General features: G+C 39.7%; 18 protein-coding genes. 3 read left to right on the top strand and 15 right to left on the bottom strand.

From position 1 onward, the window contains the following. Positions 1-95 precede the first annotated feature (95 nt). The 5 genes from AAEZ22_RS02345 to exaC all read right to left on the bottom strand — a co-directional run bounded on the left by AAEZ22_RS02345 (position 96) and on the right by exaC (position 4,550). Positions 96-422 carry a hypothetical protein gene (locus AAEZ22_RS02345; protein WP_182679044.1) on the bottom strand — a complete coding sequence of 109 codons (327 nt, stop codon included), beginning with the start codon at positions 420-422 and terminating at the stop codon, positions 96-98. A gap of 141 nt (positions 423-563) precedes the next feature. Next, entirely contained in the window at positions 564-938 is a 375-nt protein-coding gene (locus AAEZ22_RS02340; protein WP_352296017.1) for a hypothetical protein, read from the bottom strand. 131 nt (positions 939-1,069) lie between these two features. Further along, positions 1,070-1,879, bottom strand: coding sequence for a DUF2971 domain-containing protein (locus tag AAEZ22_RS02335; RefSeq protein ID WP_352296014.1), 810 nt, complete (start codon positions 1,877-1,879; stop codon positions 1,070-1,072). Between the two features lie 135 nt (positions 1,880-2,014). Continuing rightward, positions 2,015-2,530 carry a GNAT family N-acetyltransferase gene (locus AAEZ22_RS02330; protein WP_352296011.1) on the bottom strand — a complete coding sequence of 172 codons (516 nt, stop codon included), beginning with the start codon at positions 2,528-2,530 and terminating at the stop codon, positions 2,015-2,017. Between the two features lie 499 nt (positions 2,531-3,029). Further along, the gene (gene exaC, locus AAEZ22_RS02325) at positions 3,030-4,550 is read right to left on the bottom strand and encodes an acetaldehyde dehydrogenase ExaC (protein ID WP_011329851.1); all 1,521 of its coding nucleotides are present in this window, start codon (positions 4,548-4,550) and stop codon (positions 3,030-3,032) included. 185 nt (positions 4,551-4,735) lie between these two features. Between exaC and AAEZ22_RS02320 the strand changes: the two genes are divergently transcribed. After that, on the top strand, positions 4,736-5,638 hold the full coding sequence (locus tag AAEZ22_RS02320) for a helix-turn-helix domain-containing protein (protein ID WP_352296065.1): 903 nt from the start codon (positions 4,736-4,738) through the stop codon (positions 5,636-5,638). A 110-nt stretch (positions 5,639-5,748) separates the two neighbouring features. Here the strand turns inward: AAEZ22_RS02320 and AAEZ22_RS02315 are convergent, their stop codons facing one another. Next, positions 5,749-7,071, bottom strand: a complete 1,323-nt coding sequence (locus AAEZ22_RS02315) for a carbohydrate porin (RefSeq protein ID WP_352296008.1) — start codon at positions 7,069-7,071, stop codon at positions 5,749-5,751. Positions 7,072-7,759: 688 nt separating this feature from the next. Then, a complete protein-coding gene (locus AAEZ22_RS02310) occupies positions 7,760-8,155 on the bottom strand; it encodes a hypothetical protein (RefSeq protein WP_167376945.1) in 396 nt (131 codons plus the stop codon). Between the two features lie 189 nt (positions 8,156-8,344). Here AAEZ22_RS02310 and AAEZ22_RS02305 point away from each other — a divergent pair, with 189 nt between their 5' ends. Continuing rightward, on the top strand, positions 8,345-9,565 hold the full coding sequence (locus tag AAEZ22_RS02305) for a M24 family metallopeptidase (RefSeq protein WP_089369146.1): 1,221 nt from the start codon (positions 8,345-8,347) through the stop codon (positions 9,563-9,565). 82 nt (positions 9,566-9,647) lie between these two features. Here AAEZ22_RS02305 and AAEZ22_RS02300 read toward each other — a convergent pair whose 3' ends face one another. Further along, complete coding sequence (locus tag AAEZ22_RS02300; RefSeq protein ID WP_010553617.1) at positions 9,648-10,523, bottom strand: DMT family transporter; 876 nt, start codon at positions 10,521-10,523, stop codon at positions 9,648-9,650. Between the two features lie 97 nt (positions 10,524-10,620). On the opposite strand from AAEZ22_RS02300, the gene AAEZ22_RS02295 reads away from it, so the two are divergent. Further along, positions 10,621-11,520, top strand: a complete 900-nt coding sequence (locus tag AAEZ22_RS02295; RefSeq protein WP_010553616.1) for a LysR family transcriptional regulator — start codon at positions 10,621-10,623, stop codon at positions 11,518-11,520. Between the two features lie 49 nt (positions 11,521-11,569). Here the strand turns inward: AAEZ22_RS02295 and AAEZ22_RS02290 are convergent, their stop codons facing one another. The 7 genes from AAEZ22_RS02290 to AAEZ22_RS02260 form a co-directional block, all read right to left on the bottom strand. Beyond that, positions 11,570-11,950, bottom strand: coding sequence for a SpoIIAA family protein (locus tag AAEZ22_RS02290; RefSeq protein WP_089369145.1), 381 nt, complete (start codon positions 11,948-11,950; stop codon positions 11,570-11,572). Between the two features lie 117 nt (positions 11,951-12,067). Then, positions 12,068-12,760: a cupin domain-containing protein gene (locus AAEZ22_RS02285; RefSeq protein WP_011329844.1), complete on the bottom strand. Its 693-nt coding sequence runs from the start codon at positions 12,758-12,760 to the stop codon at positions 12,068-12,070. A gap of 175 nt (positions 12,761-12,935) precedes the next feature. Next, entirely contained in the window at positions 12,936-14,408 is a 1,473-nt protein-coding gene (locus AAEZ22_RS02280) for a carbon starvation CstA family protein (protein ID WP_011329843.1), read from the bottom strand. A 302-nt stretch (positions 14,409-14,710) separates the two neighbouring features. Then, the gene (locus tag AAEZ22_RS02275) at positions 14,711-15,625 is read right to left on the bottom strand and encodes a carbohydrate kinase family protein (RefSeq protein ID WP_011329842.1); all 915 of its coding nucleotides are present in this window, start codon (positions 15,623-15,625) and stop codon (positions 14,711-14,713) included. A gap of 2 nt (positions 15,626-15,627) precedes the next feature. Further along, positions 15,628-17,151 (bottom strand): mannitol dehydrogenase family protein, encoded by a 1,524-nt coding sequence (locus AAEZ22_RS02270; protein WP_179807723.1) that lies wholly within the window; start codon positions 17,149-17,151, stop codon positions 15,628-15,630. 60 nt (positions 17,152-17,211) lie between these two features. After that, positions 17,212-18,933 (bottom strand): purine-cytosine permease family protein, encoded by a 1,722-nt coding sequence (locus AAEZ22_RS02265; RefSeq protein WP_179807724.1) that lies wholly within the window; start codon positions 18,931-18,933, stop codon positions 17,212-17,214. A 179-nt stretch (positions 18,934-19,112) separates the two neighbouring features. Continuing rightward, positions 19,113-19,793, bottom strand: a complete 681-nt coding sequence (locus tag AAEZ22_RS02260) for an HAD family hydrolase (protein WP_089369143.1) — start codon at positions 19,791-19,793, stop codon at positions 19,113-19,115. Positions 19,794-19,834: the final 41 nt, after the last annotated feature.

Here is a 19,834-nt window from a genome sequence, read left to right as displayed (position 1 = left end):
CTATAGCCTCAACGCCCAAATAATGGGATTTTATTGCTGGCTTACAATGTTGAGGAACGAAACAGCCAGCTGTAAAATTACCGTTGATTTGCTTGTTATGTGTTTTTACTCTGATCTTGTTTGATGATTTTCAGCAGCAAATCCATTCTGCGATTTGTCTTTTTACTTTCAGCCGTAACCATGCCTTGTACAAAAGACGAAGCAAAGAAAATAACACACATTATTTGAAATAACTCAGTTTCAATTGTGAAGAAACTATTTGCAATCAGTAGTAAGCCAAATGGCGCAATAATAGAGAGAAAATCTTTAAGTCCCCAATGATTTGAACCAAGCTTATCAAATTCTTCTTTATACTTTTGAAGGTCAGAAATACGTTCTAATTCTATCTTCGCCTCTACCATTTTTACGTCATCATTATCCATTGAAATCACCACACTCCTGAAACACATAACGCCTTGCTCACCGGCGAGTAAGTTGGTGCTGTTTTTGCTGCCTTTTCTCTTAGCAAAAACCGCGACAACTGTATCGAGTCCGCGTGCAGCAACTTGTTAGCAATATCATCTTCAGGGCAACACCTTAACTTCGACAGAATATTTCCACGTTTCTGTTTCATCATCACCTAACTCCATGCTAGCGCGATCGCCTTTAGAGCTAAGAACAAATATCGGCATATCCATATAGGAGTTGCCATCTTCATAAACACAAGACATTTGCCCTTCTAGTAAAAGGCTAGCTCCATCCTGCTCTGTCAACTTTCCCAAATAAGTACAACCACCAACTTGAGAGGTGCCACTTTTATTGGTTTTTGAAACATCAAAAGCAGGGAATACTAACTCTGATTTTGCGTCTTTTACCGTTACTAACACTTCATAACCACTTTCTGCAAAAGCAAAACCGTGGAATCCAATCCCCAATAAAAACAATAATTTAATTTTCATAAACCCTAATCAACCTCTATATTGTGTGCTATCCAGCAACTGATTGCTAACGCTTTGCTAAGCGGCTAAAAATGGCTGGCTATAATAGCGAGGAACGAGCACAGCCAGCTGTTTGTGTCCGTTTAAGCAACTTATATGCCTATTTGCCAAAAGTCAAAATCATCGACTTCTTTTCTTTCCGGACAATGAATGGCAAACCTTTCGATTGTCATAGAATTAATCTCCATTTCATAACGATCTGATGACATATTTGCATACAACACGCGGACATTAACACCGTTCCGTTGATTAAAACTATGCACTATTTCATGAACCTTTCGAACCTCAGATGCACTTCGCATACCCAAAATCACAAATTTTAAAGCTTCAGGATTGAATCTATGTACTGACTCTTCGCTTGAAATATAGAAACGAAACTCTTTTTCATAAGCCCATGATTGAGATTTAGTAAAAATAAAATTATTTAAATGGCGTTCTACTTCTGTATTTTTAGTGCGCCCAAAATCCAAGTGTAATTTAGGTAAACTTGATGAATATACAACGTCACCTGATGTATAATTTTGATCAAAAACAGTTTTATCAAACCAATAACAAACACCTTTGTGTTTATCAGCGTAGTGAGCCCACATTAGAGGTTCTATCGGTGAGTAACTAAAACACGTTACCCTTTTCGTACTAAAGTAGTTATTTATCCAATCCATTGTTCTTTGGTAAGAATCCCAAACATCTTGTTCTTTTTTTTGCGTAACATCAGACGCCATGAAATTTTTACGTTTTTCGGTATTTGAGATATGTAAAAATGTAGAAAATTCACTTTCAAATGGATCGTTGTAGTCGGATAATTTTGAGAAACCTAACGTTTCATTATTCAATGTGCGAGCTAAATTAGAAAAACAGTCGTACTTAAAAATATCATTATTATCAAACTTTTTAGGTATCACAGTAGCTCCTTAAATTTGACTGGCATATAACGCCGCAATAACACGTGCGAACGACTTACTTTCCAAACCAATTATACTCTAAACCGCGAATGCCGAGTGTAATAGCATCGTGTTGATTGCTTTGTTATACCGTTTCTAACAGCGCACCCAGTACCTTGCTAATGGATCCGGAAAGACCTTGCCCATTACGATATTTTCAAATTTACCACCGTTACTTTCTATTATTTTTCGTGAAGCTACATTGTCTTCGTCAGCGGTTAATAGTACTCGATTGAGCCCAAGTTCCTTAGCTTTAATTAAAGCCAATTTGAGTATCGATGTTCCATAACCATTTCGGCGAAATGATGGTGCAATATCATAACCAATATGACCGGCTTCCAGTGCTAGAAACTCATTATTTATATTGTGACGAATACGAACCACGCCCAAAATAGATCGATTATCATTAATTAGCCAAAAGTGGCTGCATGGGACATAACCTTCACGTAAGTTAATTCCGTTACTTTCATCAGTTAAACTTTGAATATACGAAGAAAAATCCTCTTTTCCCAATAAGTACGATTCAATATTACCAATGTCGTTTGCTGCATAATCCTCGAAGAAATCAAAGAATGCTGACTTCAATTCCAGTGATGGTATAACTAATTCCATGTCAATTTTTCCTTTTAACGGTATAACAGCTTATAGAACACCACTATGGGGGTTTATAACCCCCCAAAACGGCGTATATTACATAGCTTAATAATTCCATCAAACAACTCTAATGTAAACAAGTAATTACGTGTGTTATAAAATTGCCCTTGTTAAAATGCCCCAAAACGACTTTTAATAATGTTATCGGACAAAACCGCAACTATTGCCAATTTATACAGGTATTAATTATAAAATTTAGCTGGTGTGAAACACCCTTTTTTAACACGGAAAAAAGAACACATATAATGAAAAGTGTGCAAAAACACGATTGATGCTTACCTTCAATGAGTATGGGTTACAACTTTTATGTAATTTCATGGTACGCACTATCCTAGTGCTAGGAGCGTTTACGCGGTTGAGTCGTTTTAAATTCATTAAACCAATATACAAAAAAGCGCTGCAAATATGCAGCGCTGTCATTACTTAACGGTTGTTTATTTAAACTTTGTACTTAAAATTAAAAGAAGCCGAGCGGATCTTCGCTGTAGCTTACTAATAGGTTTTTAGTTTGTTGGTAGTGACCCAGTGCGAGTTTGTGGTTTTCGCGACCAATACCTGATTTTTTATAGCCGCCAAACGCGGCATGAGCCGGATACATGTGGTAGCAGTTAGTCCATACTCGGCCTGCCTCAATTTTACGCCCCATACGATACGCTTGGTTCATGTTGCGGCTCCATACACCGGCGCCTAAACCAAATTCAGAGCTATTGGCAAGTGCCAACGCTTCGGCTTCGTCTTTAAAGGTCGACATTGAAATAACCGGGCCAAAAATCTCTTCTTGGAATACCCTCATGTCGTTGGTGCCTTTTAATAGCGTAGGCTGAATGTAATATCCGCCGTTAAGATCATCGCTTAACTGCTCTACGTTGCCACCAGTAAGTACTTCGGCGCCTTCTTTTTTACCTATTTCGATGTAGCTTAATATTTTATCAAATTGCGCTTTAGACGCCTGCGCACCTACCATGGTTTCGGTATCTAGCGGGTTACCACGTTTAATTTGTGCAGTGCGCTGTAAAATGCGTTCAATAAATTGCTCGTAAATATCTTCTTGAATAAATAGTCGCGATGGGCAAGTACATACTTCACCTTGGTTAAAGTAGGCCAGTATTGCGCCCTCTATTGCTTTAGATAAAAAAGCGTCGTCTTTGTCCATTACATCGCTAAAGAAAATATTGGGTGACTTACCACCTAGCTCTACCGTTGATGGAATTATGTTTTCGGCGGCGCATTTTAAAATATGTGAACCCACTGGGGTAGACCCCGTAAAGGCGATTTTAGCAATACGGGTGTTGGTAGCCAGGGCTTCACCTGCTTCTTTACCAAAGCCATTAACTACGTTGAGTACGCCCGCTGGCAGTAAGTCGCCAATCACTTCCATCAGCACTAAAATAGAGGCAGGGGTTTGCTCTGCTGGTTTTAGTATTACACAGTTACCCGCAGCTAAGGCTGGGGCTAGCTTCCACGCTGCCATTAGTATTGGGAAGTTCCACGGAATTATTTGCCCAACTACACCTAACGGTTCATTAAAATGATAGGCAACGGTAGTTTCATCAATTTCACTAATACCGCCCTCTTGTGAGCGCAGGCAACCTGCAAAATAACGAAAGTGATCGGCGGCTAGTGGAATATCGGCCGCGAGTGTTTCGCGAATTGCTTTGCCGTTATCCCACGTTTCGGCAACTGCAAGTAACTCTAAATTTTGTTCAATACGGTCGGCTATTTTTAGTAATACGTTACTACGATCGGTAACCGATGTAGTACCCCACTGCGCTTTTACTGCGTGGGCTTTGTCGAGCGCAAGTTCAATATCGTCTTTGTCGGAGCGCGCTACTTTACAAAATACTTTACCGTTTACAGGGCTAATATTTTCAAAGTACTGGCCGTTTACTGGCTTTACCCATTCTCCTCCAATGTAGTTTTCGTATTGCGCTTTAAAGGTAATTAGTGCATCTTTTTCGCCTGGATTTGCATAAATCATAGTGATACTCTCTTGTTGTTATTAGCTAAAAGTCGAGCTATTGAATAAGTCTTTTTGCTTTATATTTAATCAAGTGCTGTTTTATAATTAATCAGCATTGATTGACATTAAACTATCAAACACTTAAAAGCATGTATTGCTGTCCACAAAAGTTGTCTATGAGTCCAGATTTAAAAGGGATTAAAATGCATACTCCGCAATTAAATAAGCAACGCCAGCAATTAAAGGTGCTAATTGAAAATAAAGTGACCTTTGCTGCCGATAATAGCGAGCTAAGTATTTACGATACTTATCAAAATGCACAAAAAGTAGCTTTGCATTCAAAAGAATTACTTTTTTGCGCCATGCTTAGTGGTAAAAAGGTAATGCATGTAGAGAGCTGCCAATACCATAAGGCATTTTTACCTCACGAATCCTTTGTATTAGCACCAGAGCAAGGGGTGTTAATTGACTTTGAACAAGCATCTTTAAACGCGCCTACTACCTGCCTTGCCATAGAAATAAGTACAGATAAAATAACGCAGGTGGCTAATGCACTCAATATTGAGCAACGCTTTGCCAGCGATGACTTATTTGCCTATACACCACAGCTGGTACATAGCCAGCATAATAGCCAAACCCAACAACTTTTAGCGCGTATAGTGCATTTATTTAGTGAGCCCGACGAGCAGCGAGGTTATTTAATCGACTTATCGTTAAACGAGCTTATTACCCGTTTGCTACAGCAGCAAAGTCGCGATTTATTACTAAAACATGGCAATAATCCGCAGCTTAAAACACCGGTAAATAATGCGTTGCAATACATAGAAGAGCACTTAAATGAAGCATTGGATATAGAGAGGCTGTGTAAAATTGCCTGTATGAGTCGCAGCAAGTTTTATCAACAATTTAAGTTGGCGTTTGGTACTAGCCCAGCACTGTGGCAGCAGCAACTTAGACTTAAAAAAGCCTATAGTAAATTGTTACAGGGGCGCACGGTTAGCCAAGCGTGTTATGAGCTGGGTTTTAATTGCCCTAGCCATTTTAGCCGATTATTTAAACACGCCTATGGCGTACCACCAGCAAACATTGCCAAGAAAAACCATTAAGTGATGGTTTAGATTAATTTTATAGCGAGGTTAATTAACGTTTCGTAGGCACTAAATGCGCCTACGAAACTTATTTTATTGTATTTTTTATGGCGCATTAATACTGCGTATTAAAACCAAATTTCAACCTGAGCGCCTGCAACTAAGGCACTTTCATCACCCTCTTTGCCTGCAACACTTAACCCAGACTCTTGCCCAGCAGCCTTATTCCAATCAAAGTTACTTAGATAAAAGCGTAACGATGGACGCGACCAATACTCGGTAGAGTCGGCTGTTGCTTGTAATGCTAGCGCATATTTCATGAGTGTTTGCTCATCGTTTTCAATGCCATTGGTTTTAGTTTGATAAGCGTTATAACCCACTTCACCAAGCACACTCCAATGCGGCGATATTGAATAATGCGGGCGCACACCAACACTTTTTAGGGTGTGGTAATCAGATGATTTTTCGTACATTACCATGTAATCTAGTTTGAATTTTTCGGTAATATCAACTAAGCCATTATTAAAAATACGAAAGCCACTTGAGCTGCTATCTGCCGCATAATCAAAGCTTCCGCCATCAGTACCGGCAGCGCCTGGGTTTTGCGCCATGGCGCCGGTACCATATTGAATCACTGTTTTTTGATCAACATTGCCTAACTGCTTTTGCCATTGCACTGTAAAAGTTCTGCCATCGGTAAGCCCTGCTTCATCAATTGCATCATTTACAAATAAGTTTTGCAGTGCAAATACCACTTTACCCGCATCGCCTACATCCATTTCATAGCGTACGTCGGCCATAAAGTTTTGATAGTTAGTATCTGCAGTGGCTTTGTTACCTGTAAGTTCGCCCTCGCCACCATAAGTGATGGCAGCAAGATGCAGCTTACCGGTTTCATTTACCGTAATGTCGGACACACCCACGCCGTTACCCGAGCTTTGCATATGTTTGTAATCTAATATATGTACGCTACCAACTGCCTTATCGTAATAATATCTGCGGCCAATCCATAGCGTACCATTATCGAGTAAGTTGTCTGTTTCTACATAAAGCTGCCTTGAGCGTCTAGACCACTCCTCCGTTGCGGTTGGATCTCTTGAATCCCCGGCAAAGTCCATCATAAATACGGCTTTAAAATTAACCCCATTTAGCTGCTGTTTTTTAGTCAGCTGAAACTCGCTGTAGTCTCTGCATTCGTTACCTAAGCGATAATAAACCCCATCATTTTTAGGGTAGTTTAGTGAATAACAAGAGCCATTATTTTTACTGCCACTCCCTATAATGGTGTTTGTACCTGAGCGAAAATACCCATTAAATTCAAACCCATTATCCAATTCTTGCTTAGCTTTAGCCTCATCCTGCGCTTGCATTTCATTATTAATTAACTGTTTAACGTATGCAATATCTTCATCCGATAAACCAGCGGGGCGCTCTGCTGCGTGAACACTCATTGTAGCTGCGCATAATATTGAAAGTAGTGATAAAGAGGGTTTAATTCGTTTGTTATATTTCATGTTTACCATAGTCGTTGTGGGGTTACATTAAATGTATTTGCAGCGCTATTTAATTAAATGCAGCCGTAATTTAGCTAAGCAGTGCTGGTTGCTAGCTACAAATACGAAATTAGTTACTTTTAAAGGTAGAGTTTTTAGTTAACTTTGTGTCAGTAAAAATTAAAGGCATATAGCTGTTAACTTTAAGCTAACTGTTTTGGCGCTAATAATGATCAGCTACGATAACTCGTAGTAAATGAGCTGTGATCAGTAATAACCAATTTGAAAAGGATTTTATCCAACCACTGGAGGTTATTCAATATAGCAAACAACGATAGTATAAGATTTTACAGGGGTCACAAACCATTGATTAACAAGGGCAAACATAAAGTAAACATAACAAAAACACAGAGGAAACAATGAGCCCACTTACTTACATTTCAGCGTGAAAAACCACCGCGCAATAATTAAACCAATGACGAGTTTTTTGATCATCTGCGCAACTGTAAAATTAATCTGGTAGCTGTAAAACGAGTGTTAGGATGAGATAAAAGAAGAGTAAACAGAGTATAAAACGCATGGTAAGCTCCCTCAAAAGCGCTGCACTTAAACGCTATTAAGGGATAACGAGGGGATTTAAATCAAGCTAAATTAAACTAAAATAACTAAAAGCACATAAACTAATACCGGCTAATAACCATACTAACCCGTAGCTTTGCCAAAGTATTGCGTTATTATAAACCTGCTGCGGGTTATTTTTGTCAACTAACAGTGTGCAGGTTTTACCTTGTTTAAAACGGGTAAACATTTTTTCACGATATTCCACTAATACACTGTGCACCTGCCCATCAAAATGAAAACTCACTAGCATAGTTGGCTGATGCAACATTTCGGGTGCTGTTATTTGATTATTTGCCACGGCAGTTATTTGTTCTACAACACAAACCCGCCAGTGGCGTTTACTTACTTTACATTTTAACCAGCGTACAAATGGTAAAGTGCCAATTATTATAAATAAAACCCCCAACCACAACAGAGCCATACAACCACCTTTGTTTTTATTTTTATAGTTTACTAAACAACATACGCAGCAATCAAACTGCCTAGCACTTAGATTAATATAGCGCATTGGCTTTATTAAATACATGCTCAGATTACAAAGTTTTACCGCAAGCAACTTGCAGTTAACCTGCCGCACAAGCACAATAGCCGCATAAAAGAGGAGATCATTATGACCACAATTGGTATTGGCACCCAAACCAAAGAACAAGCACTCGCTAGCTTAAGCAATATGACCAGCGATTTAACCCCTATTCAACCGGCAGAATATTTATCTCGTATAGCCAAAGCGCAAACGTATATGCAAAACAATGGCATTGATGCCATTTATTTAAATGCAGGTACTAACCTGGCTTATTTTACCGGTATGCGTTGGTATGCAAGTGAGCGTTTAGTTGGCGCAATTTTGCCTGCTAAAGGTGAAGTGCAATACATAGCTCCTTATTTTGAAATTGGCTCACTCAATGGTTTTAAAGTAATTGACGGGCCAATCCGTGGTTGGCAAGAGCATCAAAACCCATATCAGTTATTTGTTAATATATTAACGGAAATGGGTATTGCGGCTAATGGCACTATTGGTATTGACGAAAGCGCGCAGTTCTTTATTTTTGATGGTATTAATAAAGCGCAAACGGGCTTAAATTTAGTGAATGCTCAACCTGTTACAGCACATTGTAGAATGCATAAATCAGCCAATGAGCTGGCGTTAATGCAACGCGCTATGGATATGACCTTAGTGGTTCACCAAGCTACGGCAAGCATGCTGCACGAGGGTATTAGTACCACTGAAGTTGAAGAGTTTATAAAGCTAGCGCATCAAAAAGTAGGCGCGCCGGGTAACTACTTTTGTATCGTGTTATTTGGGCTTGCAACGTCATTTCCGCATGGGGTAAAAGATCCGCAAATCCTTAAAAAAGGCGACATGGTACTTATTGATACTGGCTGTAAAGTACATGATTACTTATCTGATATTACCCGCACTTATGTGTTTGGTGAAGCAACTGATCGCCAACGTCAATTTTGGAATAATGAAAAAGCAGCACAAATTGCAGCTTTCAATGCAGCAAAAATTGGCGTGCCATGTGAAGACGTAGATACAGCTGCGCGCAGCTACTTAGCTGAGCAAGGTTTAGGCCCTGATTATCAAACACCTGGTTGCCCGCACCGTACAGGCCACGGCATTGGTTTAGATATTCACGAATGGCCTTATTTGGTAGGCGGTAATAAAACGCCACTAGCCGCTGGCATGTGTTTTAGTAACGAGCCAATGCTGGTTATACCGGATGAATTTGGGGTGCGCTTAGAAGATCATTTTTATATGACCGACAGTGGTTCAAAATGGTTTACCGAGCCTAGCCACAGTATTGACGACCCGTTTGGTTTACAAAAGTAATATAAGCGAAAATTAACTTACATTTGTTTATTTGGCTTAAACGACTTTTTACTACTGCGCAGTGCACACCACGCGCAGTAGTTTATTTTGTGAGTTGACGTTTAACCAATCGCTGTTTGTTTTTTTGTACGTTAGCCAACCATACTAAGGGTAAAATAATTAACGATGCGCCAATTATTAAGCCAAGTGTAGGTACTTCGCCAAACCAAAATAACCCAACAACGACAGCCGCCACTAAGCCACTATATTCAGCGCTAGCAACTTGGCTCGATTCGATTTTGCTATAAACATACACGCAAATTCCCGCATAAATTAAAATAAACAGTGTAGAGCCAAACGCAGTAATAAGTGCGGCCCAATGCCATGGCTCGTTTTCCCACAGCGCCAAACCTAATCCCACAGGCATACCTACTAAATTGGTAAGTAACAAAGTTTGCATAATACTATGGTGTTTAGGTAACTTTCGTATTAGTACATTATTTATTGCCAGTGTAATTGCGACTACAAGTGCAAATATAGCCGCCCAATTAATGTCGGTAGGCTGAATAACAATAAGTACCCCTATAAAGCCAATAACAGCCACAGCTATGCTGCTTTTTGTTAGCTGTTCACGAAATATCATTACTGCTAAAGGCAGCATTAATAAAGGCGCTGCATAAAAAATAGCGTTAGCGGTTGCAAGCGGTAAAGCTTTTAGCGCAAACACCATAAATATAATACCAAATAACCATACATGTCCGCGTACCGCATGCCATTTTAAACCGGCAAATAAATGTTTTTTATTCGCCGACAAACAAAACGGGAGCAAAATTAATACTGCGGTAAGTTGGCGCATAAATACAAACTGAAACGTGGGGCTTTCTGCTGGTAAAGTTTTGATTATAGCATCAGAAAAAACCGCAATAATATTACCCACCACAAGTAATGTCATGCCTAAGCCAACCGATATTTTTTGCATTGTTACTCCGTGCCCGCAAATTAAAAACGCTAGCATAGAGCAATTCGTTTAATTATGTATAATGATTAAAATACTTTTAGTATGAGTTTAACTAATAATGAAATTACCCCCATTACGTGCTGTTCAGTGTTTTGAATCTGTAGCGCGATTAAATAGTTTTTCTAAAGCGGCTGAACACCTTAATGTGACGCAAAGTGCCGTGAGCCATCAGGTTAAATTACTAGAGCAATATTTAAACGAGCCGCTATTTAACCGCAGTGGTCGTAGCTTTTCGTTAACCGACGCGGGCAATCGTTACTATCAAGAAGTGAGTCATTCATTAACCAGTTTAGCCTCTGCCACACAAAAAATACGTTACGGCGAGCCTGGGCATATTCGTTTAGCACTTTATAGCTCATTAGCTGTAAAGTGGTTAATACCGCGATTAGAAAGCTTTAAACATGACTCGCCAGATATCGACTTAACTTTAAATATGATTGTAGATGAGGCGGATTTTAGCGACCGTGTTGCCGATTGTTTTATTACCACAACGCCACCTAAAGGTGAGTTTGTCAGCTTATTTTTATTTGCAGAAAAGCTTTACCCTGCTTGTGGCAAAGGCATGTGGCAGCAATTAAAAAATCAATCGCTGCCCAATGAATTATGGAAGCACCCGCTGTTGTCGGTGCAGTATGATGAGTCAGAGCAACGTAGCACCAATGACTGGCAGCAATGGTGTAAAAGCGGCGGCTTTGAGCTGCCTAAAAACGTAAGAGTTAATCACTTTAGTCACGTTATACTGGCCGCAGAAGCCGCGCGTTATAATTTAGGTATTACGCTTATTGATGCGTTTTTTATTGCCTCACAGCACGATAACCACTTAGTTAAGTTGCCATTGCATGGAGTTGAAACCGGCTGTAAATTTTATTTTGTATATAAAAAATCGCGAGCAAAACAAACCGATATTATTACCCTAAGCCGCTGGCTAAAAGCCCAGTGGGCCGAGGTTAAAAAATAAAAACACATAACTTTACTGCTATTTTATTTATACTTACCACACATTAATACTACTCTTTTAGCCACTCAATGGCTGTGGTGGCGTTTTCAAAGTAGGCTATTTTACCTGCTACAAACCAGCCCGCTACTTTGGCCAAGGTTGCTTGCCACTCTTTATTGCCGTAAACAGCCACTTTTTTAAAATTGTTACCGTGTTTTAACCCAAGCTTTAAGTCATCCCATGCAGCTCTAAGCTCCCAACCTTCTAATTGTGAGCCATCTATCAGCACTTTAACTATAGGGTGATCCACTTTACTTAGGGCTGAGTCGATCATGGGCGTAATAATCTTATAATCTTTGTGAGTTAATGTGCCTACTGCTTTTAGTGTTAAAAAAAACTCACTTCCTGAGCGTTCAATGCCAATAGATAAACCGTGCGTTAAACCAACCATAATAAGTACTCTTACAATAAATGTACTTTGAGTATAGGTGATAGCTTAGCGCTCATACTGATACAACTCAAAGATCAGCTATAACGGGTGTTTTGCTACTTCATTTGAAGTGGTTAATTATGCATTTTTTAATCGAGTGATTTGGTTTGCTACATCAGTTAAATAACCGGTTTTAAGCCAGACTGTTGCGCCTGTACTTCCTGCTTTAGCATTAACAGTGCTATTAATAGGCACTCTTAACCAGCTATTTTTAATAAGGGTATCTGTTTGCTCGTTAAGCAACCCCTCAAGTACTAACAGCTCAGCCCCATCCTTTGCATTTATAACCATGTCGGCGTTAGGTTTAAAGTGCAGTAAGCTTACCTCTTCAAAGTTATCTTTATATAAAGAAATTACGCTAACATTATTAAACTGGGGGTGCGTAACGCCTTGCATTTTTTTAGTGTGTAAACACACATGCTGTCTATCTTGTGGTTGAAACTGCCACAATTTTACAAATATTACGCAGCCCCCCTGAGATCCCGGTTTGTGCTTTGACTGGGGAGGATTGCGAATATAACTACCTACAGGGTAATCGCCGTGCTCATCTTGAAATACGCCATCGAGCACTAAAAACTCTTCACCACCTGTATGTATATGCGGCGAAAATTCACTTCCAGGCGCATAGCGCACTATGCTTGTAGCGCGGGCAACTTCATCGCCTACTCTGTCCAAAGGGCGTCTATGTACTCCCGCCATTGGCGAGGCTACCCACTCTAGTTTTTCACTATGTACAACAACGCGCTTACTAAAATCAGCGGCTATTTTCATTTTTTTTCCTAACTCAGTTAAAGCAATTAACAAATAATAACAGTTATATTGGTAGCATTAAATTAAGTCATGTTATTTAGCCGTAAGTATGATGGAGCTTTTATTATTAGGCATAAAAAAACGAGCAGGTTTAACTGCTCGTTTTTAATTAACACTTATGATTTATAGTCATTTTTTAATTAATAACTTTTACTCTACCTTTGTGCTTAGAGTGCACTATGGCAAGTGTAATAAAACCAATCACTGCTACCACTGCACCAATTGGTTTGCCCATATCACTTGATAGGTTAAGACCAATTGCCGCTGTCATAATATATGAAAGCGTCACTGCTGTGGCAATTACTGCAGGAATACTGGCAATCCAATGGAATGCACCGCGGTCAAACAAGTACTTAGTTGCCAGCCATAATACGCTAGTAGAAAGCAGCATGTTTGAGAACGCAAAGTAGCGCCAAATAAGCGAGAAGTCGAGCTTAGTCATAAAGTAAGCAATTGCTAAAATTGGAATCGCTACTAATAAACGGTTACGTAAGCTTTGTGGAATATTAAACGCATCAACTACAGTTAAACGCAGTGAACGGAACGCAGTATCACCTGAAGTGATTGGGAATACAGCTACAGCAATAATAGCCATAACACCACCAAATACACCTAAGTAGCTATTAGCAATATGATTAACTACTAAACCTGGGCCACCTTGATCAAGTAATGCTTTTAAACCTGCATAACCTTCTGGGAATGCTGCAATACCAGCAAGTGCCCAAACACAACCAACAATACCTTCACACATCATGGCGCCGTAATATACCGGGCGTACATATTTTTCGTTTGTTAAACAGCGTGCAATAATAGGTGCTTGTGTTGAGTGAAAACCACTAATAGCGCCACAGGTAATTGTTATAAATAACAATGGCCACGTAGGTAAACCATCCGGGTTGGGCTCTAAAAAGTCATGTGCATGATCACCACTAAAGTAAGCTAAAAAGTCACCTGCAACAGGTAAGTGTGGTGCGTTAATTAATAACGAAACTGCAATAGCAACTGTCATTACAATCATTAAAGCGCCAAAAATTGGGTAAAACTTAGTAATAATTTTATCAATTGGTAGCAAGGTAGCTAAAAAGTAATACGCTAAAATAGCCAACACCCAAAAGGTGTTATTTGCCAGCATTGTACCTTCAAAAAAATCAAGGTTACTTAATAAGCCCGCAGGGCTCATAATAAATACTACGCCTACAAAAAATAGTAGCATGGCAGTAAATATCAGCATAAAGCCTTTAAATACAATGTTGTAGTAATGTCCGGCTATTTCTGGCAGGCTTTTCCCGTCTTCTTTTATACTCATAACACCTGAGAAGAAGTCGTGAACAGCACCACCTAACACGTTACCTAGTACAATCCAAACTAGTGCAACGGGCCCGTATAAAGCACCAAGAATAGGACCAAAAATAGGACCTACACCGGCGATGTTTAAAAATTGAATTAAAAATGCACGCACAGGATGAATAGCCACGTAATCAACACCTTCGCTAAAGCGCTGTTGTGGTGTTTCAATCGTTGAGTCTAAACCTGCTTGCTTTTCAACAAAGGGACTATAAAATTTATAACCCAGTATTAAAATTGTGATGCAGATAAAAAAGATGATCATAAAGCATGTTTCTCTTTTTGTATTTGTATTAAAGAGCGCACTGTTTGCCGCTCCGGCCTTTCATTCCGTGAATAATCGACGAACATTAACAAAGGATTAATATTCTTACTATAAGACGTTTAGCTAATACTATAGTCGAATAAAATAACTTAGACCTATTTCGTGGCCTTATTGAACGTTAACTGTGCAGAATGTAAAGATTTAGAGTAATAAAAAAGGCAGTTTTACTGAGTAAATCTGCCTTTTTTATTCTGCCCGATAAGTTATCGATAAAAATTAATAATACCTTATCACCAATTTATTTATGGGTTCATAAACTCATTTATTTGTTGATGCGTTAAAGTAGGTGTTGCTCCGGCACTTTCGGCGACCATAGCACCAACAGCACAAGCAAAGTCAACCGCATGTTGTGCGCAATCACTACTGCACAGCTGATAAATTAACGAGCCTAAAAACGAATCCCCTGCGCCAACTGTATCAACAACACTAATTAAATAGCCTGAGTTATAGTAGTTTTCGCCTTTAATGGTGAGTAATGCGCCATGGCTGCCTTTAGTTACACATAAATATTCGGTATTAGTTTGTGCAGCAATAAAGGCTAAGTTTTGCTCAAGCGAATGAAACTTACAACCCATAGCTTTAGCAATTTCGTATAGCTCTTCGTCGTTTAATTTGATGAAGTCGGCTTTGTTCATTAAATCTACGAGTGTTGCTAATGTGTAGTGAGGCGCACGTAGGTTTACGTCAAACACTTTAAAGTTTGCTACATCAACTAATTGATTTAATGTTGCCAAAGACGTTTCGCTTCGCCCTATTAGGCTGCCAAATACAAATACATCGCTACTTTTAACTTTACTCAGTAACTCATCTGTAAGCGCTATATTATCCCACGCTGTATCTGCCACTATTTCATAACTTGCTGAGCCACCACTATCGAGTGTTACCTCAACCGTGCTGGTTTTTTTGTCACTATTAATAGCAATATAATCGCAGCTTACGCCTTTGCTCGCAATTTCGCCGAGCAGCTCAGCGCCTAACTCGTCGTTGCCAACAGCGCTGATCATGTCGGCTTTAATGCCTAGTGAGTTAATACGCACACACATATTAAGTGGCGCGCCACCTAAGCGTTTACCAGAGTCAAAACAATCCCACAGCACTTCGCCAAAGCAGCTAACACTTACGTTTTCGCCTGATTTATGATTAATTAAAATACTCATAATTAGTTACTCTTTTGCTCAAGTACAGCCTGCATAATGGCTTTAATTTTACTATTAGGTGCGTATAGCGCGGCAATCGATTTTTTATACTCTGCAGTAAAAGCTTCGTTATGCTCAAGCTTACCAAACAAGCTCGTTAACTTTAAAAATGCAATCGGGCTAGTTTGAGTCTCTTGCGCGTAAGAATTAAGCTCTTTGTACATCGCATCTTGAATTTCAAGCTTTTCGCCTTTTTCACTTACACCTTTATCGCTGTATAAACACCAAGTAGCAATAACCAGTGCAGCCAACGATATATCTCGACCTTGTACTAGGTTTTCGTTAATTGTAGCAATAATAAACTTAGGCAGTTTAGCTGAGCTTTCACTGCAAATACGCGCCAGGCTGTCTTTAATATTAGGGTTAGCAAAACGCTCTATTAACGTATCTTTGTAGCTTTGAAGATCAATACCTTCAAGCGGTTCAAGGTTTGGCGTTACTTCTTTATCCATAAAAGCACGTAGGTATGTGGCAAATAATTCATCAGATACCGTTTCGTCAATTGTGGCATAACCATGAATTGAACCTAATAAACCAAGCACAGAATGCCCAGCATTAAGTAAACGTATTTTCATGGTTTCATAAGGCGTCACATCAGTTACAAACTGTGCACCAACAACATCCCAATTTGGGCGAGAGTCACTAAATGTGTCCTCTATTACCCATTGTGTAAACGACTCACAAGTAATTGGCCACTCGTCGCTAACACCATAGGCATCAACCACGTAATCAATATCACTCTTTTTAGATACCGGTGTTATGCGGTCAACCATCGCATTTGGAAACGATACGTTTTGCTCAATCCACTCACTTAGGTTTTTGTCTTGCTCTGTGGCAAAGGCTAAAAGCATTTTGCGTGTTACGTTACCGTTATGCTGAATGTTATCGCATGACTGCACTGTAAACGCGCCCAAACCTTGCTCTTTACGCAGTTTTAGCGCAGCAGTAATGTAACCAAACGCCGTAATTGGGTCGTTCGGGTTATTAATGTCGTTAATAATATCTGGATTGCTGTAATCAAATTCGCCCGTTGCCGGGTTAAAGTTATAACCGCCTTCGGTAATAGTAAGCGATACAATTTTAGTATCGCTGTGTGCGAGTTTATTAATTACCGCTTGTTTGTCCTCTGGAGCAAACAAAAAGTCGATCATTGAGCCAATTACTTTGTTATCTATTTTACCGTCTGGGTGTCTAACAGTTAGCGTGTAAAGGTAATCTTGCTGCTTTAAAATATCACGCAGACCACGGTTACCCTCTAACAGGCCAACACCACATATGCCCCACTGCTCAGAGCCTGGGGTTTTTAAAAGCTCGTTAACATATACCGCTTGGTGAGCACGATGAAAGCCGCCTACACCAATATGAACAATCCCCGCTTTAACGGCGCTACGGTCGTAACTTGGTGTGTCAACATGGCTTGGTAATTGAGCCAAGCTCTGTTGGTTTAGCCCTGTAACAAGAGCGTTTGTGTGTTGATGTTGCGTCATGGTGCGACCTTACTAAACAAAAATAAAATATAAATTACGATACTGTATTACGATAAGTAATTACGATGCTGTATTGAGTACTTTATGGCGTTTTAACGACCAGTACGCAGTAACAAAATAAATAACAGTACAAATAAAACAGGCAATTTCGAACTGCGACTTATTAGCGCTGTACATCACCATAGTGTCACTGAAAAACATCACTTGGCTGGCAAATATAAAAATAATCACCAATGAAATAGTCGATATGCCATTAAGAACTTTGGTAAATACAGAGCTGTCAATTACTGGCTTTGGAATGTCTTTAGCCTCAGCTGCTTGATATTCTTTAATATTACGTTGCTCTTGCTCTTCTGCTGCAATTTCTTGCGTGTAATCTTCACCGGCACCGTATTTTTTAGCTAAAAGTGTGTAAATAACGATGGTGAAAATCCAGGTAGGAATAAACAAGTAGTAAAACGACATTACATCAATTGCGTTTAAGCCAAAACCGAACACAAGTGCAAGTGCCCATGAGGCAATAGCAGGGATGCTGCGGGTAATATTTTTATATTTAGCCCAGTAACGTGTTAAGCCAATTTTAGGAAATAACACATGCTCGGCAAATACAATGCCGCCCACTGGCACAACTAATAAACCGGCGTAGGTAAGTAGTGGTAGCATTTGTGAAAATACAAATGGGAAGCATGCAATTATTACGGTTACCACACCCACTATGGCGGTGGTGCGCTCACGTGACTGATTAACAAAAATAGATTGCGCTGCAAGGCCAGCGCGGTAAAGGTTTGCGTTAGCTGTAGTCCAACCGGCAATAATTACAATAACAAAGCCAGTCCAACCTAATGCATGGTATGCAACATCACCCGGATCAAGTGACGAAATGGTTGTTTTAAGTAATACCGCAACACCTGCGCCCATAATACCGGCAGAGATCCACGCTAAGTAATGACCAAAAAACATACCCACACCAGAAAACAAACCATAGCTTTTGCGTTTAGCAAATCTAAAAATAGCCATGTCGATTAAACCAAAGTGAGTAATTGAGTTAGCAGCCCATGCAAAGCCAATCACTTCTAATAGGCCAATGCCTTTTTCACCATCGGCATTGGTGCCCGTCCAGATGGAGGAGTCGCCTATGGTCATAAAGTCGCTAAAGCTAGTTAAAGAGGTAGAACCCAATACGTGGTTTGAAAGCTCAGGGAATAACGCGAACGAGCCTGCAATAAATATAACAAATAGCCAGGGCGCACACAGTTTTGAAAAGTCAGCAACGGTTGAAAAGCCATACATAGCAACAAATACAACAATTGAGCCAACGGCTAAAACAATGGCGACAAACCAAAAGCTGTTTGGATACCAATCAAGCTGCGCGGGTATGTCGAACAAAAACCGCACGGCGGTGGAGGATACCGTGATCATGGCCGCCGATATAACACTAAAAATAACTACATTAGCCCAGTTATAGAGCTTGGTCATTGAGTTACCAGCAATTTTGTTTAAGTAGTTATATAAACTTAAGCGGGTTTGTACTGCAATGGGTGCCGTAATTAGCCACCAAGAACACATTGCTAACAGGTTACCTATTAATAACCCCAATAGAATGTCGATGGTTGATGCGCCTAATGCAACAAAGGTTGCGCCAATAACAAATTCAGTGGCAGCAACATGTTCACCAGCGTATAGCCCTGCAAAATGTTTCCAGCCGTGAAGCTTATTATTAGCAACCGGAAGTTGCTCTTCGTTTACATCTTTAAATGTGTGTGTGTGTGGACTCGTTGCCATGGTATTTCCTAGTTGTTAACAGCAAAGTACTTAATACCTAAAGACTTTGCTTCTTATAATTTAGTTTTATAAACGCGTAACCACTTGTTTTAGTTTTTATAATTAATACCAGTACTAACAACGCTTATATTTTGCCACTTATAAACCCTATAAATGTGTGTTGGTATAAGTAGCCACGTTTAAATGTTTTTACTTTTAAGTGCAGGATAAGCTGTAAAAAACTGCTGCCAATGAGTTAAGTGAGCAATATTTGGATACGCTTTATGAACATAGTTAATGGCCGTTTGCATGTGCTGCCCGCCACTGTAATGCAGTACTTGCATATTGGCATTTATGGCTGCACATACGCCAGCTTCGCTGTCCTCAATTACCAAGCAATGCTCTGGTTTTACGCCCATTTGCTTAGCTGCATGTAAAAATAAGTCGGGGGCGGGTTTACCACGCTTTACTTCACTGCTGGTAAATATCGTATTGCTAAAACAGTTACTTAAATTAACTATATCTAATGCTTTAGCTGTACGTGCTGGACTGCTACTTGTGGCAATACATTTGGGCACAGCTAAGTTATTAAGTACTTCGTTTATGCCATCGGTTGTACTGAGCGCTGAACCAAACTCGTTTAAGAGCGCTTCTCGGTAATCATCTTCAAAGCTATTTGGCAAAGTGACATTAAAGGCGTTTTGGATTTTTTGACTTACGGTTTTAAAATTACACCCCAAAAAGTGTTGCTGTACATATCCGCGGTCAATGTTAACCGTTAAATACGCAAGCATATCAATCAACACTTGAGCGCTGAGTATTTCACTGTCGATGACTACCCCATCGCAATCAAATATTACTAAATCAATTTTAGCGTTCATTGGGTTACCTTAAACATTTACTTTTTGTGCAAAACACCAGA

Origin of the sequence: Pseudoalteromonas sp. 20-MNA-CIBAN-0454 (assembly GCF_040308685.1) — a bacterium.
In the GTDB taxonomy this organism is placed as follows: Bacteria; Pseudomonadota; Gammaproteobacteria; order Enterobacterales; family Alteromonadaceae; genus Pseudoalteromonas; species Pseudoalteromonas nigrifaciens.
Note: the sequence above shows the minus strand (reverse complement) of the source record. Positions and strands in the feature narration are given on the sequence as shown.

What these genes read in the sequence shown, in the direction of transcription:
- AAEZ22_RS02345 (WP_182679044.1), bottom strand. Translation starts at nt 422, where the DNA reads ATGGATAATGATGACGTAAAAATGGTAGAGGCGAAGATAGAATTAGAA.
- AAEZ22_RS02340 (WP_352296017.1), bottom strand. Translation starts at nt 938, where the DNA reads ATGAAAATTAAATTATTGTTTTTATTGGGGATTGGATTCCACGGTTTT.
- AAEZ22_RS02330 (WP_352296011.1), bottom strand. Translation starts at nt 2,530, where the DNA reads ATGGAATTAGTTATACCATCACTGGAATTGAAGTCAGCATTCTTTGAT.
- exaC (WP_011329851.1), bottom strand. Translation starts at nt 4,550, where the DNA reads ATGATTTATGCAAATCCAGGCGAAAAAGATGCACTAATTACCTTTAAA.
- AAEZ22_RS02320 (WP_352296065.1), top strand. Translation starts at nt 4,736, where the DNA reads ATGCATACTCCGCAATTAAATAAGCAACGCCAGCAATTAAAGGTGCTA.
- AAEZ22_RS02315 (WP_352296008.1), bottom strand. Translation starts at nt 7,071, where the DNA reads ATGAGTGTTCACGCAGCAGAGCGCCCCGCTGGTTTATCGGATGAAGAT.
- AAEZ22_RS02310 (WP_167376945.1), bottom strand. Translation starts at nt 8,155, where the DNA reads ATGGCTCTGTTGTGGTTGGGGGTTTTATTTATAATAATTGGCACTTTA.
- AAEZ22_RS02305 (WP_089369146.1), top strand. Translation starts at nt 8,345, where the DNA reads ATGACCACAATTGGTATTGGCACCCAAACCAAAGAACAAGCACTCGCT.
- AAEZ22_RS02300 (WP_010553617.1), bottom strand. Translation starts at nt 10,523, where the DNA reads ATGCAAAAAATATCGGTTGGCTTAGGCATGACATTACTTGTGGTGGGT.
- AAEZ22_RS02295 (WP_010553616.1), top strand. Translation starts at nt 10,621, where the DNA reads ATGAAATTACCCCCATTACGTGCTGTTCAGTGTTTTGAATCTGTAGCG.
- AAEZ22_RS02290 (WP_089369145.1), bottom strand. Translation starts at nt 11,950, where the DNA reads ATGGTTGGTTTAACGCACGGTTTATCTATTGGCATTGAACGCTCAGGA.
- AAEZ22_RS02285 (WP_011329844.1), bottom strand. Translation starts at nt 12,760, where the DNA reads ATGAAAATAGCCGCTGATTTTAGTAAGCGCGTTGTTGTACATAGTGAA.
- AAEZ22_RS02280 (WP_011329843.1), bottom strand. Translation starts at nt 14,408, where the DNA reads ATGATCATCTTTTTTATCTGCATCACAATTTTAATACTGGGTTATAAA.
- AAEZ22_RS02275 (WP_011329842.1), bottom strand. Translation starts at nt 15,625, where the DNA reads ATGAGTATTTTAATTAATCATAAATCAGGCGAAAACGTAAGTGTTAGC.
- AAEZ22_RS02270 (WP_179807723.1), bottom strand. Translation starts at nt 17,151, where the DNA reads ATGACGCAACATCAACACACAAACGCTCTTGTTACAGGGCTAAACCAA.
- AAEZ22_RS02265 (WP_179807724.1), bottom strand. Translation starts at nt 18,933, where the DNA reads ATGGCAACGAGTCCACACACACACACATTTAAAGATGTAAACGAAGAG.
- AAEZ22_RS02260 (WP_089369143.1), bottom strand. Translation starts at nt 19,793, where the DNA reads ATGAACGCTAAAATTGATTTAGTAATATTTGATTGCGATGGGGTAGTC.